This is a genomic window from Tissierella pigra (assembly GCF_018917845.1).
In the GTDB taxonomy this organism is placed as follows: Bacteria; Bacillota; Clostridia; order Tissierellales; family Tissierellaceae; genus Tissierella; species Tissierella pigra.
On record NZ_JAHLPJ010000001.1, the window covers coordinates 605,942 to 623,373 of the forward strand.

Genomic DNA, 17,432 nt, shown 5'->3' on the forward strand with positions numbered 1-17,432 from the left:
ATAATCTCCTCCTAATTTAAATAATCTCTCATGGTTTTAGCATTTTCTTCATTTAACCATTCATCTAATAAATAATCGTATTCTTTTAAGAACCATTCTGCTGTTTCTATATAATCTGCGTTTGTGTCCTGCATATATGCTAAAGCTTCAGAAGTCATTTTAGATGATGTTTTATAATTACTTAAGAAATCAACTATTTCCTCATTGGAATCATAAAATTCATTACTCATGCCTATTGTAACTGTTACTGCTGGTAATTGAGTTTTACCTTCTTTATAAGTTGATTCATCATAGGGTTCATCTTCCAATAAAACAAAGTCATATTTACCCATTAACCAAGTTGGCTCCCAATAATAAGCAACTATTGGTTCTCCCTTATCATAAGCAGATGTAAGGGCAGCTGATAAAGCAGCATCTGAACCTGGTCTAAAGTATATAAAATTTTCATCTAATCCATAGTTAATATATTTGTTATGAATTATTTCATCCACTTCCCATCCAGGAATAGCACCATAAATTCTTCCCATTCCTTTATTTTCATCATCTGGAAATATATCAGGATAATCTTTTAAATTCCATACATATTTTAAATCAGGTGCTAAGGCTTTTATTCCTCTTTCACTATCTCCTTCAATCACATATCTAGGAACATATAGGCCTTGATAATCATCATCAAAGTTTATACTTAATTCCTTTACTTTACCTTCTGCTAAATCTTGTTCATATGTTGCTAAGTTATCTGTCCAAACCTCCATATGAATATCAACTTCTCCTTTTAAAAGGCCTTCATGTAATACTGTTGTTGATCCTGGTATTTCTCTCCATTTGTATCCATAGACCTTTTCTGCAATTATTCCTGCCACTGCATTATGGAATTTGTTACTATCCCATCCTGCATCTGCAAAAGCAATTTCTTTCCCTGTACCCATGGTTGTATTAGATGCACAACCAACCATAGTAATAATTACTAATATGGTGAGTATTAATAAACCAATAAATTTTTTCATTTCTCTACACCCTTCCTTTAAAAAAATACGTCGACTCTTTTATGGTAACATCATTTTGACAAAGCTGTCAAATTACACGTTCCCTAAAAGTGATATATAAAATGGATGTAAGGTGCAATATAGCAATAGTTAGAAAGGTTTAAAAAAAAGTTTATTTTTGTTGTATATTTACTAACTATCTGGTATAATATTTGGCCATTATATTTGATTATTTAAAGATCATAAGAATTTCTTATACATGCAATAACAAAGATATATTTTACATATAAGTACTAAGTTGTTAAACTTGAGAGGTAAAGGAGAGATGTATATGAAAGAAAACAAACTATGGAAACTTTTCATTTCAACCTTCACCTTAAGTGCATTTACATTTGGAGGTGGATTTGTAATTGTTTCCTTATATAAAAAGAAATTTGTTGAAGAATTAAACTGGCTGGAAGAAGATGAGATGTTAGATATTTCTGCTATTGCACAATCAAGCCCAGGTCCTATACCAGTCAATGCAAGTGTAATCTTAGGATATAGAATACATGGAATTTTAGGAAGTGTAGTTGCCATATTAGGTACAATTATTCCACCTTTTGTTATTATTTCATTTATTTCAATTTTCTATGAGGAATTTAAGAGTAATCAAGTAATAGCAATAGCATTGCAAGTAATGAGAGCGGGAGTAGCCGCTGTAATATTAGATGTAGTTGTAAATTTAGGGAAAAATGTGATTAAGACAAAGAATATCATATATATGGCTGTTATGGTAGTTGCTTTTATTGCAACATATTTCTTTAATTTTGGTGCTATGTACATTATATTTTTCTGTTTAGGTATTGGATTGATTTCCGTATTTTTAAACTATAGAAAGGAGAAAGCAAATGGAACTTCTATGGACTCTATTCATTAGTTTTATACAAGTTGGTTTATTCAGTGTCGGTGGGGGATATGCGGCAATTCCACTTATTCAAGAGCAAGTAGTTCATACCCATAAATTACTAACTATGGCTGAATTTACAGATTTAATCACAATTGCTGAAATGACACCAGGACCAATTTCAATTAACTCAGCTACATTTGTTGGGCAAAGAGTATATGGTACTTTAGGTGCAGTATTGTGTACCATAGGAGTTATTCTACCTGCATTTATTATTTGTTTAACTTTAGCTTATTTCTATTATAAATATAAGAATTTTTCAGGAGTTCAAACTGTATTAGGAGCTCTTAGACCTGCTGTAGTAGCTTTAATTGCCAGTGCTGGTATGTCCATTTTGGTACTGGCTTTATTTAACACAGATTTCAACAACGTAGTGCTTAGTGAATTTAGATGGATTGAATTTATACTATTTATAGGTGGGTTTATAGCTCTTAGAAAATATAAATTAAATGCAGTAACAGTAATTCTAGGAACAGGAGTTGTTGGAACTCTTCTACAACTTGTTATTAATACAATCTAAAATTTTAGATATAAAAACATTGTCTTTTTGATTTTTATTATAAATATATCTTATGGAACGTGTACAACTATAATCTTCAAAATTTAATTGTTTTAACCTTTGGGTTTTTATTGCTTCATCAGCAGCTATTTTAGAAATAATGGTAAAACCATATTTATTCTCAACTGCCTGCATAACGGTTTCTAGATTTGTTGCTCTAAATACTACCTGTGGGTAAATTTTCATTTCATTCATTTCGATTTCAAATTGATTTCTATGACGACTTCCTTCCTCACGAGAAATCCAAGGTAATTGTTCTAAATCTGATAATTTATTTATGCTCTTATTAAGAGGATAATCGTAACTGATTACGGCTATTAATTCATCTTGTAAAATTTCAACCTCAACTATATTTTTAGAATTGATTTTGCCCTCCACAATGGCAACATCAATTCTATTATTTAATATAAGGTTTTCGATTTCCGCTGTATTGTTAATCTCCACTTCAAGGTCTACATTTGGCATTAAGGATTTTAAACTTTCAAGATAATCATTTAATAAATATTGACCAACTGTAACACTGCTGCCAATACGGACTGTCTTATTCTGACTAAACATTGCCTCATTCATTTCTTTAAAATCAGCCATTATTTTTCGTGCATATTTCTCTAATTTTATCCCTTCAGGAGTTAAATAGAGTTTGTTAGAAACGCGATTAAATAATCTAGCTGAATAGTGATTTTCTAAATCCTTAATCATAAGTGAAATATTTGGTTGTGTAGTAAAAAGTTTGTTAGCTGCAGAAGCCATTGTTTTATTATCAATAACAGCTAAGAAAGCTTCTAACAATTTTATATTCATATTTTACCTCCATATGCTGCTCTTAATGTTATTTATATTTTATCATAATTCAATGTAAAATAATATATGGTACTATGTTTCGTAATAGTACATAGGGGAAAGTACATAAATAATATTAAAATTTTGTACATGAGAAAGTTAGGGATAGTTTTTAATGGATATAAATGATAAAGTAATATAAATAGCATGATTATTTTTAATCAGAATAGTTGTATTGAAAGGATGGTTTAAATGAGAATTGCCAAAATTGGTATGAGAACTGTTAAAACTGTTATAGCGGTCCTTTTAACTCTTGGGGTATCAGAAATATTTAAGTTAAGCAGCCCACTACTGGCTAGTATAGCAGCAATAATGACCATAGAAAGTTCAATTGCTGAATCTTTCACTACAGGGAAAAATAGAATATATGGAACTATATTAGGTGGTATAATAGCGTTAATTATGTCCTATATTGTTCCTCTTAACTTCTTCTTTATTGGCATTGGTTTAATCATACTTATAACTATATGTAATATGTTTAAGTGGAGTAAAGCTGTTAGAATGGCAATGATAGTATTTTTATCAATAGCCTTAAACTACGAAGGTATAGCTAGATTTAATTATGCTTTTGATAGAACTTTAGATACACTGGTTGGAGTAATAATAGGAGCTGCCATAAACTATTTCATAAGACCTCCTGATACAGAAGAAAAAATTAAAGATATAATAAATTCTACCTATTTGGATATTAAAGATATATTAGAAAAACTAATATGGAATAAAGAAATAAATAAACTAGAAGATTTAAAAAATGAGATAACAAATATAGAAGAAGGGTATAAAATATTTACAAAGGATTTGAAGTTTTATACTGGTAAAAATAGCAATGAAATCTATTACCAGAAATTATTTAATTCCTTTGAAAAAATCCACAATCATTTAAGTGTAATCTACTCTATAAAAGAATTACCTGTTATTAATGATAATAATAAAGACGTAATAGAAAGTTATTTTAATAAAGAGATACCAGATATAGAATACGATGAAAAGGATGATTTGGATTTAATATATAATTATCATCTAGAAAAGATACTGTCTGAGTTGGCTATTGTAGATTCAATGATATAATAAGCCTAAAATGACAATAGAACCAAGGAGGAGCTTATGTTAAAGGACTTTAAAGAATTTGCAGTAAAAGGAAATGTAATGGATTTAGCAGTAGGGGTAATTATTGGTGGAGCATTTGGTAAAATAGTTACATCTTTAGTCAATGATATGATAATGCCAATAATGGGAGTACTAATTGGAAAAGTAGATTTTACAAATTTATTTATTAGTTTAGATGGTACAAAATATCAGTCTCTATCAATGGCAAAAGATGCTGGTGCAGCAACATTAAATTATGGTGTATTTATCAATACTATAATTGAGTTTTTAATTATATCATTTTCCATATTTATAGTGATTAGGCAATTGAATAAGTTTAATAAAAAACAAGAAAATGAAGAACCAAAACCAAATACGAAAACTTGTCCATACTGTTATACAGAAATTAATCCAAAGGCAACAAAATGTCCTAACTGTACTTCAGTAGTTAATGAATAATAAATAAATTTATAATGACCTAAAAATTAAAGGTGTAGACCTTAAGTCTACACCTTTAATAAATTTCTAATTATAAAAACTATGTCCTCCTATTTTAGTTACATAGGTCTTATTCTTTACAATCCAAGTACCAGCTGATTTACTGGGATTAAAGAAGTATGTTGAATTGCCTACAGGTCTTACTCCATTTAAAGCATCCTTAGCTGCCTTTATACTTTCCTCTGATGGTTTGTTATAAATTGTGCCTTCAGCAACTGGGCTAAATTGAGGAATGTTTTTATAGTACTCAAAAATCACACCATATATAGTATTAGGAAATTCCTTAGAATCAACTCTGTTTAAAATTACATTACCAACTGCTACTTTTCCTTCATAGGATTCGCCACTTGCTTCAGCTTCAATAATCCTAGCTAACCACAATAAATCCTCATCACTATAATTTCTAGAGGAACTTCTTAAAGTGCTTGTACCTCTTGAAACAGTAGTAGATTTATTATATAGAGCATTTTGCGTTTGTTTTCCAGCAATACCATCAATAATTAACTTATTATCTTTTTGAAAATTAATAACAGCATTTTCTGTTACAATACCAAAGATACCATCTATGGAAATATTATAGTATCCAAGTTTTTTTAACTCTTGCTGAAGTTTAGAAACTTCATTTCCCTTACTTGTAAATTCTAACTTTACATAGCTTTCACTTGCAAATACTTCAGTTATTGGTGATAATACCAATACTAAAGCTGATAAAATTGATAAAACTCTTTTTTTCATTTTACATATACACTCCTTCCTTAATAAAGCTTCCGAAGTTAGCTGACGGGTTCGGGATAGAAGGCTCCCTACCACAGATATATGTGGATTAACCCCTGAGTTGGTTCCTCCGTACCTAATAATATATAGGATTCAGCAGTTATAATGGTATGCAATATTGACATTATACAGAAATGTACAAGCCATGTAAACCCAAAATGGAGATATACCAGAATTTACATATTTATAAAATTACAGAAATACATAAAAAAATACCATAATATAGGTTAAGAAATAACCTATATTATGGTATTTATAATACTTATTAATAAGTTTCTACGAAAAATTCAAAATGTCCTTGTGGGTGGATACAAGCTGGACATAGTTCAGGTGCATTTGAACCTTCATGTACATATCCACAGTTGCCACATTTCCATAGTACTTTTTCAGTTTTTTCAAATACTCTATTGTTTAATATATTATCTGCAAGTTTGTTGAATCTAATTTCATGAGCTTTTTCTGCATCAGATATTGCTCTAAAAGCAAGGGCTATATCCTTAAATCCTTCTTCTTCGGCAATATCTGCAAAAGTAGGATAAAGTTCTGTCCATTCTTCATTTTCTCCACTTGCTGCTGCTTTTAAATTATCTAAAGTATTTCCTTGAGCAACAGGAAAATCAGCCTCTATACTAATAGTTGCTGGAAGTTCATCTAATCCTGCAAGTAAAAATTTATAAAATCTTTTTGCGTGTTCCTTTTCATTATCAGCTGTTTCGATAAATATATTTCTAATTTGTTTATATCCTTCTTTATCAGCTACAGAAGCATAATATGTATAACGGTTTCTAGCTTGTGATTCTCCTGCAAAGGATTTCATTAAGTTTTCTGCTGTTTTTGTTCCCTTTAAATTATTCATTTTTACCTCCTAAAAATTCCCTTTAGATTAAGGATGATTTGTGTAATCGTTGCCTATTTGTAATAATTACAGTTATATGCTAACATTAATGTCATAAAATGTCAATCATATGCTCTAGGGAAGTAGATTAAGGAGGTCTCTTTTAAAAATATGAATTCAAATATTAATTTATTTAATTTTTTATAAAGCATAATACATGGCTAATTATACAAATGTGAAAGAGATTAATAGTAGAATAAATATATAAATATATTTTAAATAGGTTGACAAATATAAAATATTGATGTAGACTATGAAACATAATTTAATAAGGCCTCATCTTTTTCAGGTGAGGTAGAGGAGCAGTATTTAACAGTCCTTAATGGAGCATGAGAAAGCTACGATATTAAGGAGAAGGAAATGTTGCCGAAGTGTATAATATTCTCAGTATTATATGCTGGGTCTGCAGTGAATAATTGCAGGACTGTCTCAATAAACTTTCCCAGTTTATTGAGTTGTGCTATCTCATTTTGGGAGAAGGAGGGGAATTAGGTACTACTATGTCTATTAGGATCTGAGTTCATCTCAGGTCTTTTTTTGTTACCCAAAATAGTGCAACTCGCATACAAGGTGGTAAGTTTAAGATTTTAAATTGTTAAATTAAACTTATTATGACAGAAGGAGAGAAGTGGATATGAAAAGAAAAATATTATTATTAGTAGGAATTGCCTTAGTAGGGGTTATGATTTTAGGAGGATGTGGAAAAACATCAGATGATAATACATTTAAAATAGGACTTGAAGCAGGATATGCACCATTTAACTGGACACAAATGGATGATTCAAATGGTGGAGTAAAAATAGATGGAAGCAGAGAATTTGCTGGTGGATATGATGTTGAAATTGCAAAGAAAATTGCAGAAGGACTTGGAAAAGAATTAGTTGTTGTAAAGACCGAGTGGGAAGGTCTCATACCGGCCTTAATATCAGGAAAAATTGATGCTGTAATGGCAGGAATGTCACCAACAGCAGAACGCTTAGAGTCCATTGATTTTTCAAGCAACTATTATAAATCAGATTTAGTTATGGTTGTAAAAAAAGGTGGAGCATATGAAAATGCCACTTCAATAGATGATTTTAAAGGTGCAAAAATAACTGGACAGCTAAATACATTTCATTACTCCGTAATTAAACAAATAGAAGGTGTAAATAAGCAGACAGCAATGGATAACTTTCCAGCCATGAGAGTTGCCCTTGAGTCAGGAATAATTGATGGATATGTATCAGAACGTCCAGAGGGAATAAGTGCTGTTTCTGCCAATGATAAATTTGCAATGGTAGAATTTGAGAATGGATTTAAAACTTCAGATGATGATACAGCCATTGCTGTAGGTCTTATAAAAGGCAGTAAATTAAAAGAACAGATAAATAGTATATTAGATAAAATTTCAGAAGATGAATTTAAAGATATTATGGACAATGCTATTATAAATCAACCTTCAGCTGAATAATGTTTGTTTAAAGGAGTGAAGAAAGTGAGCTTTCAATCAATAATAAAAATAATGTCAGAATACTATCCCATGCTTCTTAGGGGTGCAGGTATAACACTTTTAATATCTATAGTTGGTACAGTTATAGGATTTGTCATTGGACTATTAGTAGGAACTATACGAACTATTCCAATACCTAGAAATAGAATAAAGGCTTTTATCCTTAAAATAGTAAATGTTGTTTTTTCTATTTATATAGAAATATTTCGTGGTACACCTATGATAGTACAGGCTATGGTAATTTACTATGGTTCTGCTTTGGCATTTGGAATAGATATGGATAGAATATTTGCAGCCATACTTATAGTATCTATAAATACTGGAGCCTATATGGCAGAAATAGTTCGTGGTGGTATATCATCAATTGATAAAGGACAGTTTGAAGCAGCACAAGCAATAGGAATGAATCATTTTCAAACCATGACTAATATTATATTGCCACAGTTAATTAGAAATATATTACCTGCAACTGGAAATGAATTTGTTATAAATATAAAGGACACTTCAGTGCTAAATGTAATTTCTGTAACAGAATTATTTTTCCAGACAAAATCTATTGCAGGAAATAATTTTAAATACTTTGAAACATTCTTTGTAGCTTCTATTTTTTATTTTGTAATGACCTTTACAGTAACTAGAATTTTACGTTTTTGTGAAATGAAAATAGATGGTCCTGAAAACTATACTATAAATATAGAGGACATATCAGTAAACAAGTCTGAAAAGTTACTTCCTAGAGTAAAAGACACTAGTGTAAAACAATATTAGGAAGGAGATAGAATATGGAAAAGATAATAGAAATTAAACATTTGAATAAATCTTTTGGAAATCATGAGGTTCTGAAAGACATTAATTTTTCAGTAAATAAAGGTGAAGTAGTATGTATTATTGGTTCATCAGGTTCTGGTAAATCTACTCTTCTTAGATGTATAAATCTCTTAGAAGTACCCAGTGGGGGAGAGATTATATATAAAGGTGAAAATATACTAGATGATAATCATGATATTTGTCTATATCGTAAAAATCTAGGCATGGTGTTTCAACAGTTCAATTTATTTAATAATCATGATGTTTTAGGAAACTGCATGGTGGGACAGAGAAAAGTATTGAATCGTTCTAAAGAAGAAGCAGAAAATATATCTATGAAGTATTTAAAAGTAGTAGATATGGATAAATATATCAATGCAAAACCAAAACAATTATCAGGAGGACAAAAGCAACGGGTAGCAATTGCAAGAAGTTTATCTATGGAACCAGATGTAATATTATTTGATGAGCCAACATCTGCTCTTGATCCTGAAATGGTAGGAGAAGTCCTTAAAGTTATGAATGAACTGGCTAAAACAGGACTTACAATGATAATAGTAACTCATGAAATGGAATTTGCAAAAGATGTGGCAGATCGTATTGTTTTTATGGATAAAGGTGTTATTGCAGAAGAAGGAACTCCAGATAAAATATTTAATAATCCAAGTAAAGAACGTACAAGAGAATTTTTAAGACGTGTAATATAATAAAACTAGTTGCAGCTTTTATGCTGCAACTAGTTTTTTGTTTTATGAGGGGTTAAAAGTGTTCTTATCATCATTGGAATGTTGTTTTTTTCCTGGTGCTATATTTTTAGTCATTCCCATGGAATTTGCCATAGTGGTAAAATCATAGCCCAATTCATTGGCTATTTCTAGTTTCATTTCCTCAAAAGCTTTCATAGCATTTTCATTTATTGGTTTTTTAACCATTAGAATCACCTCATGTATATTATTTATCTTTATTTTATATACTTAGAGGATATTTCATACTAGGTAATTAAATGAAAGTTTTTAGCTAATGGCTTCCTTTAGTGTATGCCATGCTAAAACGGCACATTTTACTCTAGCAGGCATATTGGAAATATTTTGAAGAACTATGGCATCTTCTAACTTTTCCAATTGATCTTCATCTATGATTTCTTTTTTAATCATAGATAGAAATAGTTCTACTAAGCTTAAAGCTTCTTCCTTGGCTATTCCTTTTATTAAATCTATCATCATAGAAGTAGAAGCTTGAGATATGGCACATCCCACTCCTGTAAAGGAGGCATCTTCTATTATATTTTCATTGAGTTTAATCTCTAAAGTAATATCGTCACCACAGCTAGGATTGTGACCTCTTTCTCTTATATCTGGCTCTATTAAGGCTTTTTTATTGTGTCCACTTCTATTATGTTCCATAATTAGTTCGGTATAAATAGAGTTAAGATCCATAGCCAAACCACTTCCTTACATTTTCAATTCCTTCAATAAATCTATCTATATCTTCCTTTGTATTATAAAGGTAGAAACTAATCCTTGAAGTTGCAGGTACATTAAGATATTTCATTAAAGGTTGGCAACAATGGTGTCCTGCTCTTATGGCTATACCATAAGAGTCTAAAATAGAAGCTATGTCATGAGGATGAATATCATCCATAGTAAAGGATATTATACCGCCACGCATATTTAAGTCTTTAGGTCCTTGAATATTTATATATGATAAAGGAAGCATCTTATCTAATGTATATTCCATTAATTTTTTTTCGTGGGATTTAATATTATCTAATCCAATCTTTTGCAAATAATCAATGGCTGATCCTAATCCTACAGCTCCTTCTACATTTTTTGTTCCACTTTCAAACTTAAAGGGCAATGGAGCAAATGTAGCATCTTGTTCATAAACATATTCTATCATATCTCCACCTAATAAAAATGGTGACATGGATTCAAGAAGTTCTATTTTACCATATAATACACCAATTCCCATGGGACCTAACATTTTATGTCCAGAAAAAACAAAGAAATCTGCATCAAGATTTTGGACATCTACTGGCATATGGGGAGTGCTTTGCGCACCATCTACTATGACTACTGCTCCCACTTTATGGGAATAGTCTATAATTTCTTCTATTGGGTGAATAGTTCCAAGAGTATTTGACATTTGTGCAACAGCTACTATTTTTGTTTTATTAGTTATTTTTGATTTAATCTCTTCTAGAGAAATCCTTCCTTCTTCATCTAAATACATATATTTTAGGACTGCACCTTTTTCCTTTGCCACTCTTTGCCAAGGTAGGATATTACTATGATGTTCTGATATGGCAAGAACTATTTCATCGTTTTCTTTAATGAACTCCATACCATAAGAATAAGCAATTAAGTTAAGAGACTCTGTAGCATTTTTAGTAAATATAATTTCTTCTATATGTTTGGCATTTATAAGTTTTTTTACTTTTGCTTTAGATAAATCATATAACTCAGTAGCTCTTATACTAAGTTCATGAGCTCCCCGATGGGGGTTGCCATGAGAAGTTATATTATAATCACTAATGGCGTTTATAACATCTATAGGTTTTTGGGTTGTAGCACCATTATCTAAATAAACTAAACTATTCCCATTTATTTTTTGATTAAATATAGGAAAATCTTTTTTTATTTCTAAAGGGTCTAATTTATTCATCCATAAGTCTCCCTTCAATTTCCTTGTTAATAATAAGTCTAAAGTCTTCAAAGGGTATTTTGTCAATTATAGGTCTAAAAGATGATTCTATAATCATTTTTTTTGCTTCTCTTTCATTTAAACCTCTACTCATAAGATAAAAAAGTCTATTTTCATCAATTTGTCCTGCACTGGCAGCATGTTCTCCTTCCACATCATCTTCTTCACATAATAAAGCAGGAATGGAATCAGATTTTACAGTAGGGTCAAGTAATATTACATATTCTTCTTCAACACCTTTAGAATGTCTAGCACCTCTTTTAAAATCCAGATTTCCTCTAAAGACTTTTTTAGATTTATCTTTAAGAACTCCTTTAGTTTCAATACTGCTTAAACTTCTAGGACCTTTATGAATCATAGAATATCCTAAATCCATTTTACGTTCTTTATCTCCTAAATAAATAGATGAGAGATTGGACTCACTTGCTTCTCCTTCTAGAAATGTAGAGTAATTTGTACCGCTAATACTACTTCCTAATTCTACAGAAATCCAGTTAACATTTCCTTGTCCTTCAACAAAGGCAAAGTTTGAATCAAAATTTAAAGATAGATCATTCATTCTTTGAATTTTGATTATATTTATTTTTGTATTATCTTTTGCATATACAACAGTTAGTCCATTATGAAAAGCTTCTGCTTCTTTTATAGAACTATAGTCAAATATAATAGTAGCTTCGCTACCAGATTCAGCTACAATAATATTTTTATCTATAACCATAGGATTAGCCATGTCCATATTAAATTTTATTATTATAGGTTCTTTTATTTTTACATTTCTAGGAAGGGATAAATCTATGCCGCTATTATAGCATTCTTTAGAAAATGAAATAAATCTATCTCCTAATCCTTTAACATCATTCATATCTATATCTAAATCTATATTCCTAGGATTATTAGTTAATTGGATTTTATCTGAAATATTATTAATATCAATATATTCTTTGTTGTAACTTACTACATTGGGAAAATCAAAATGTTCTAAATTAATTCTTTTCCAAAGCATTGTATCCCTCCTTATCCAATAGAACCTTCAAGTTCTATATTAATTAAATTATTTAATTCAACAGCATATTCAAGAGGAAGTTCTTTTGTTATTGGTTCAACAAATCCTCTGACTATCATAGCTTTAGCTTCCTCTTCACTGATTCCTCTACTCATTAGATAGAAAATTGCTTCATCGCTGATTCTACCTATTTTAGCCTCATGTCCTATATCTATATTATCATTATTTAATTCAATAATAGGTAGAGTATCGGATTTAGAGTAATTATCAAGCATTAAAGATTCACAAGATACAGTGGATTTGCATCCATAAGCATCTTTAGCTACTTTGAGAAGTCCTCTATAAAAGGCATATCCACCATCTTTTGATATGGACTTAGAATTTACAGTAGAAGTAGTATGAGGTGCTGCGTGAATTACCTTTGTACCAGTATCTAAATATTGTCCCTTTGCGGCAAAGGTAATGCCAGTAAATTCAGATTTGGCACCTTCTCCCCTTAATATGCTCATAGGATATAACATGGAAACTTTAGAACCAAAAGAGCCAGAAACCCATTCTATGGTTCCATTTTTATCTACCACAGCTCTTTTAGTATTTAAATTGTACATATTTCTAGACCAGTTTTCTATTGTACTATATCTAAGGGCAGCATCTTCTTTTATAAATAACTCAACACAGCCAGCATGAAGATTATTTACTTTATATTTTGGTGCAGAACAACCTTCTATAAAATGAAGTTTTGCACCTTTTTCAACTATAATTAATGTATGTTCAAATTGTCCTGCTCCAGGTGCATTAAGCCTAAAGTAAGATTGTAAAGGAATATCTACTTGAACTCCTTCAGGAACATAGACAAAAGAACCACCAGACCATACAGCGCCATGAAGGGCAGCAAATTTATGGTCATTAGGCGGAACAAGCTTCATAAAGTATTCTTTAACTATATCTTCATATTCTATTAATGCAGTCTCCATATCCATATAAACTACACCTGCATCCACTAATTCTTGCCTGATATTATGATAAACTACTTCTGAATCATATTGTGCTCCTACTCCAGCTAAAGATTCTCTTTCTGCTTGAGGGAGTCCCAATCGCTCAAAGGTGTCCTTTATATCATCAGGAACATCTTCCCAGCTATTTTTCATATCTGAATCTGGCTTAATATAGGTAATTATATTTTCCATATCAAGATCAGATAAATCTGCCCCCCATGTAGGAATAGGTTTGTTATTATATATTTCTAAAGATTTTAGTCTAAAGTCAGTCATCCACTTTGGTTCATTTTTTTCTCTAGAAATTTCCATTATTATTTCAGGAGTTAATCCCTTATCAGTCTTATATTTATAGGTAAATTCATTTTTAATATCATAAATTCCCCTATCTATATCTTCAATAACAGATTTTTTTCTTTCCATATTTCTCACCTCTATTTATTGGAAAATTCATTTCTAATATTTTCATATCCTTTTTTATCAATTTCTTGAGCTAGTTCTAATCCACCGGTTTTTACTATCTTTCCATCAAGTAAAATATGAACAAAATCAGGTTGAAGATATTCCAGTAATTTATTATAGTGAGTTATTACTATTATAGATTTTTCTGTATCTTGAAGTTTCTTTACACCTTCAGCTACTATTCTTATGGCATCTACATCAAGCCCAGAATCTGTTTCGTCTAGGATTGCAAGTTTTGGTTCAAGAATAGACATTTGAAGAATTTCATTTTTCTTTTTTTCTCCACCAGAAAAACCTAGATTTAAATATCTTGAAGCATAATCTTCTTTCATTTCCAATTGACTCATTTTTTCCTTTAATAATTTTTTAAAAGGAATAATTTTCTGCATTTCTCCAGATACAGAAGTTTTAGCAGTTCTTAAAAATTCCTCTACTGTAACGCCTGGAATTTCTTCTGGATATTGGAAAGATAAAAATATACCTTTTTTAGCTCGTTTATCTACTTTCAAATCATTTATTATTTCTCCATCAAACTCTATATTTCCGTCTGTAATTTCGTATTGAGGATGACCCATTAGAGTATATCCTAAAGTAGATTTACCGCCGCCATTAGGTCCCATGATTACATGGATTTCTCCTTTTGCTACTTGAAGGTCAACACCTCTTAATATTTCCTTGCCTTCTATATTTACCTTTAAATTACTTATATTTAATAAATTGTTAGTCATACAAACCCTCCTATATATGAAATACCTTATCAATTGATAGGTGTTATCAGCTTTATATATTTATAATTATATACTTATAATTTAAGAAAGTAAAGCTACTAATTTAGTAGGAATTAATTATGACTTTATCCTATAACAAAGATATATTAGATATAATTACAAAATCATAAGAATACAATAGATAGAAAGCTTGTTTAGGATATAAAGGAGAGGATTATATGTGGCAAAATGGACTAATATTAGTATTATCTATTATTTCATCTACTATGATTGCTGAACCAAATCAAGAAATATTAAATAAAGTTAATATAAATACTGAAGAAAACATAATAGAAGTTCAAGAAGAAGTTGAAGAAACAGAAGAAACAGAAGAAGTTGAAGAAACAGAAGAAATAGAAGAACAAAAAGAAATCATAAAATTTGTACCAGATAAATTAAAAATAAGAGAAGGTATAGCATCAGAAGATGTTATAAGGATTAAAAGATTTTTAAAGGAAAAAGGATATATGGATATGGCTAGTGATTATTTTTATGATGGGAATACAAAATCCGCAATAGTAAAATATCAAAGAGATAATGGATTATCACCAGATGGAATAATTGGAAACCATACATATGAAAAGATAAACCAAGACATGGAGAACAATAATATAAGTATATCAGAAATAGAAATAGAATTTACGAAGGATACACCTAATGGAAAATTTATAATAATAAATAAAGATAGTAATACTTTATATCACTTAAATGGAAAGGAAATAATAAAGAAATATCCAGTAGCAACAGGAAAAGAACCTGAATATACCCCCGAAGGAAAGTTTAGTATAATCGTTAAATATGTAAACCCAGCGTGGGGTGGAGCAGGTAGAAGTAAGCCCATAAAAGGAGGAGCACCTAATAATCCCTTAGGAAAAAGATGGATGGGATTAAATATTAAAGGTGGAGGAGTATATGGAATCCATGGAAATTCAAATGAGCATAGTATTGGAAAATATATTTCTTTAGGATGTATTAGAATGTTTAATGAAGATGTGGAGTATTTATATAATATAGTAGAAAAAAATACTCCTGTATGGATAGGAAGTGAGGAAAAACTCAAAAGTTTTGGTGTGGTATTTAAGTAAATCCTAGACTTGTAAAGAAAGGATTAATTTGATAAACTAACTATATAGATTTATTGTAAAAGGATGGCTTCTAGTGGAAAATCCACCATGTTGCCATATCTTTTTATTTTTTTGCAGTATTTCTTAAATAGGAGGTAAAAAATGAATAATGAAACAACAGACAAACTAGGAAAAGACAGTGTAGGAAAACTATTATTTAATCTGGCAATGCCGGCAATTATAGCTCAGCTTGTGAATATGCTATATAATATTGTTGATCGTATTTATATAGGACATATACCAGAAATAGGAGCAGCAGCTTTAACAGGTGTAGGAGTTACATTTCCAATTATTATGATAATTACAGCATTTAGTGCTCTTATAGGAATGGGAGGGGCACCAAGGGCGGCTATAAAAATGGGAGAGAAAAATCACAATGAAGCTGAAAAGATATTAGGAAATTGCTTTGTACTTTTAATCCTTATTTCTATTATCTTAACAGCTTTTTTCCTAGCAACAGGTGAAAAGCTGTTGATGTTATTTGGAGCCAGTAGTGATACTATTGGTTACGGACTTAGTTACTTAAATATTTATGTTGGCGGAACCATATTTGTGATGATAACTTTGGGACTAAATAGTTTTATATCAACTCAAGGTTTTGCAAAAATAAGTATGATGACAGTTTTAATAGGTGCTGTAATCAATATAATTTTAGATCCAATTCTAATATTTGGATTTAATATGGGTGTTAAAGGGGCAGCCGTTGCTACAGTTATTTCTCAAGCAGTATCAGCCATTTGGGTTTTAAATTTTATGCTGGGAGAAAAAACTAGATTAAAGATTCGTAAGATAAATATGAGACTAGATAAAAAGGTTATTATTCCAGTTCTTATGTTGGGAATATCTCCCTTTATAATGAATAGTACAGAAAGTCTACTAAATATATCTTTAAACGCATCTTTACAAAGATATGGGGGAGATATGGCAGTGGGAGCAATGACCATATTATCAAGTTTAATGCAGGTCATATTTTTACCAATATCAGGATTGACTCAGGGTGCACAGCCGATAATTAGTTATAACTATGGTGCAAAGAATAATGATAGAGTAAGGGAAACCTTTAAACTACTTATAATATCGGCTATGACTTTTTCTTTTGTAATGTGGGGATTGATGATGATATTCCCAAGAATATTTGTATCTTTATTTAGTAAGGATATGGCACTTATAGATTTTACTTCATGGGGACTTAGGATTTATTTAGGTTTAGGAATTATACTTGGAGCACAAATAGCCTGTCAACAGACGTTTATAGCCATAGGACAAGCCAAAATATCATTATTTCTTGCATTACTTAGAAAAGTAATATTATTGATACCTTTAATATATATATTGCCTCATTTCTTTGCAGATAAAGTATTTGCAATATTTTTTGCAGAGCCTGTAGCAGATTTAATTGCAGTTACTATTACAGTAACAACCTTTTCGATACAATTTAAAAAACTGCTTCGGGAGAATAATTAAATAATTTAATATTAGAATATATTAGGATTATCTG

The 17,432-nt window shown here is 30.3% G+C and carries 19 protein-coding genes and 2 riboswitches; of the genes, 9 read left to right on the plus strand and 10 right to left on the minus strand.

The annotated features are described in order from the left end of the window. Nucleotides 1–11: 11 nt before the first annotated feature. Nucleotides 12–1,007 carry an ABC transporter substrate-binding protein gene (locus tag KQI41_RS02880; RefSeq protein ID WP_216584835.1) on the minus strand — a complete coding sequence of 332 codons (996 nt, stop codon included), beginning with the start codon at nt 1,005–1,007 and terminating at the stop codon, nt 12–14. Nucleotides 1,008–1,317: 310 nt separating this feature from the next. On the opposite strand from KQI41_RS02880, the gene KQI41_RS02885 reads away from it, so the two are divergent. Both KQI41_RS02885 and KQI41_RS02890 read left to right on the plus strand, forming a co-directional pair. Further along, on the plus strand, nt 1,318–1,905 hold the full coding sequence (locus KQI41_RS02885) for a chromate transporter (protein ID WP_216584836.1): 588 nt from the start codon (nt 1,318–1,320) through the stop codon (nt 1,903–1,905). After that, nucleotides 1,877–2,452: a chromate transporter gene (locus tag KQI41_RS02890; RefSeq protein ID WP_154438894.1), complete on the plus strand. Its 576-nt coding sequence runs from the start codon at nt 1,877–1,879 to the stop codon at nt 2,450–2,452. Before KQI41_RS02885 ends, KQI41_RS02890 begins: the two co-directional genes overlap by 29 nt. On the opposite strand, the gene KQI41_RS02895 is transcribed toward KQI41_RS02890, so the two are convergent. Beyond that, complete coding sequence (locus KQI41_RS02895) at nt 2,426–3,292, minus strand: LysR family transcriptional regulator (RefSeq protein ID WP_216584837.1); 867 nt, start codon at nt 3,290–3,292, stop codon at nt 2,426–2,428. The genes KQI41_RS02890 and KQI41_RS02895 overlap by 27 nt on opposite strands. A 231-nt stretch (nt 3,293–3,523) precedes the next feature. Here KQI41_RS02895 and KQI41_RS02900 point away from each other — a divergent pair, with 231 nt between their 5' ends. Both KQI41_RS02900 and mscL read left to right on the plus strand, forming a co-directional pair. Beyond that, entirely contained in the window at nt 3,524–4,399 is an 876-nt protein-coding gene (locus KQI41_RS02900) for an FUSC family protein (RefSeq protein ID WP_154438896.1), read from the plus strand. A gap of 36 nt (nt 4,400–4,435) precedes the next feature. Further along, entirely contained in the window at nt 4,436–4,876 is a 441-nt protein-coding gene (gene mscL, locus KQI41_RS02905) for a large conductance mechanosensitive channel protein MscL (protein WP_216584838.1), read from the plus strand. Between the two features lie 66 nt (nt 4,877–4,942). On the opposite strand, the gene KQI41_RS02910 is transcribed toward mscL, so the two are convergent. After that, nucleotides 4,943–5,650 (minus strand): cell wall hydrolase, encoded by a 708-nt coding sequence (locus tag KQI41_RS02910; RefSeq protein ID WP_216584839.1) that lies wholly within the window; start codon nt 5,648–5,650, stop codon nt 4,943–4,945. 12 nt (nt 5,651–5,662) lie between these two features. Further along, nucleotides 5,663–5,798, minus strand: a riboswitch (cyclic di-AMP (ydaO/yuaA leader). Between the two features lie 156 nt (nt 5,799–5,954). Beyond that, nucleotides 5,955–6,545: a rubrerythrin gene (gene rbr / locus KQI41_RS02915; protein ID WP_216584840.1), complete on the minus strand. Its 591-nt coding sequence runs from the start codon at nt 6,543–6,545 to the stop codon at nt 5,955–5,957. Between the two features lie 326 nt (nt 6,546–6,871). Continuing rightward, a riboswitch (Lysine riboswitch) is annotated at nt 6,872–7,055 on the plus strand. 163 nt (nt 7,056–7,218) lie between these two features. Between rbr and KQI41_RS02920 the strand changes: the two genes are divergently transcribed. The 3 genes from KQI41_RS02920 to KQI41_RS02930 are packed head-to-tail and all read left to right on the plus strand — an operon-like array spanning nt 7,219 to nt 9,587. Then, nucleotides 7,219–8,034, plus strand: a complete 816-nt coding sequence (locus tag KQI41_RS02920) for a transporter substrate-binding domain-containing protein (RefSeq protein WP_154438900.1) — start codon at nt 7,219–7,221, stop codon at nt 8,032–8,034. A 24-nt stretch (nt 8,035–8,058) separates the two neighbouring features. Then, a complete protein-coding gene (locus tag KQI41_RS02925; RefSeq protein WP_326828290.1) occupies nt 8,059–8,841 on the plus strand; it encodes an amino acid ABC transporter permease in 783 nt (260 codons plus the stop codon). Between the two features lie 14 nt (nt 8,842–8,855). After that, complete coding sequence (locus tag KQI41_RS02930; protein WP_154438901.1) at nt 8,856–9,587, plus strand: amino acid ABC transporter ATP-binding protein; 732 nt, start codon at nt 8,856–8,858, stop codon at nt 9,585–9,587. Between the two features lie 42 nt (nt 9,588–9,629). Here KQI41_RS02930 and KQI41_RS02935 read toward each other — a convergent pair whose 3' ends face one another. The 6 genes from KQI41_RS02935 to sufC all read right to left on the minus strand — a co-directional run bounded on the left by KQI41_RS02935 (nt 9,630) and on the right by sufC (nt 14,771). Continuing rightward, nucleotides 9,630–9,812, minus strand: a complete 183-nt coding sequence (locus tag KQI41_RS02935) for a small, acid-soluble spore protein, alpha/beta type (RefSeq protein ID WP_154438902.1) — start codon at nt 9,810–9,812, stop codon at nt 9,630–9,632. Between the two features lie 81 nt (nt 9,813–9,893). Further along, nucleotides 9,894–10,316, minus strand: a complete 423-nt coding sequence (gene sufU / locus KQI41_RS02940; RefSeq protein ID WP_154438903.1) for a Fe-S cluster assembly sulfur transfer protein SufU — start codon at nt 10,314–10,316, stop codon at nt 9,894–9,896. Continuing rightward, nucleotides 10,306–11,544 (minus strand): cysteine desulfurase, encoded by a 1,239-nt coding sequence (locus KQI41_RS02945; RefSeq protein WP_216584841.1) that lies wholly within the window; start codon nt 11,542–11,544, stop codon nt 10,306–10,308. The genes sufU and KQI41_RS02945 overlap by 11 nt, the downstream gene beginning before the upstream one ends. Further along, nucleotides 11,537–12,586, minus strand: coding sequence for a Fe-S cluster assembly protein SufD (gene sufD, locus KQI41_RS02950; RefSeq protein ID WP_216584842.1), 1,050 nt, complete (start codon nt 12,584–12,586; stop codon nt 11,537–11,539). Before sufD ends, KQI41_RS02945 begins: the two co-directional genes overlap by 8 nt. Nucleotides 12,587–12,597: 11 nt before the next feature. Further along, complete coding sequence (sufB, locus tag KQI41_RS02955) at nt 12,598–14,004, minus strand: Fe-S cluster assembly protein SufB (RefSeq protein ID WP_154438906.1); 1,407 nt, start codon at nt 14,002–14,004, stop codon at nt 12,598–12,600. A gap of 11 nt (nt 14,005–14,015) precedes the next feature. Continuing rightward, nucleotides 14,016–14,771 (minus strand): Fe-S cluster assembly ATPase SufC, encoded by a 756-nt coding sequence (sufC, locus tag KQI41_RS02960; protein WP_216584843.1) that lies wholly within the window; start codon nt 14,769–14,771, stop codon nt 14,016–14,018. A 218-nt stretch (nt 14,772–14,989) separates the two neighbouring features. On the opposite strand from sufC, the gene KQI41_RS02965 reads away from it, so the two are divergent. After that, a complete protein-coding gene (locus KQI41_RS02965) occupies nt 14,990–15,895 on the plus strand; it encodes a L,D-transpeptidase family protein (RefSeq protein WP_216584844.1) in 906 nt (301 codons plus the stop codon). A 141-nt stretch (nt 15,896–16,036) separates the two neighbouring features. Then, on the plus strand, nt 16,037–17,398 hold the full coding sequence (locus KQI41_RS02970; protein WP_216584845.1) for an MATE family efflux transporter: 1,362 nt from the start codon (nt 16,037–16,039) through the stop codon (nt 17,396–17,398). Nucleotides 17,399–17,432: the final 34 nt, after the last annotated feature.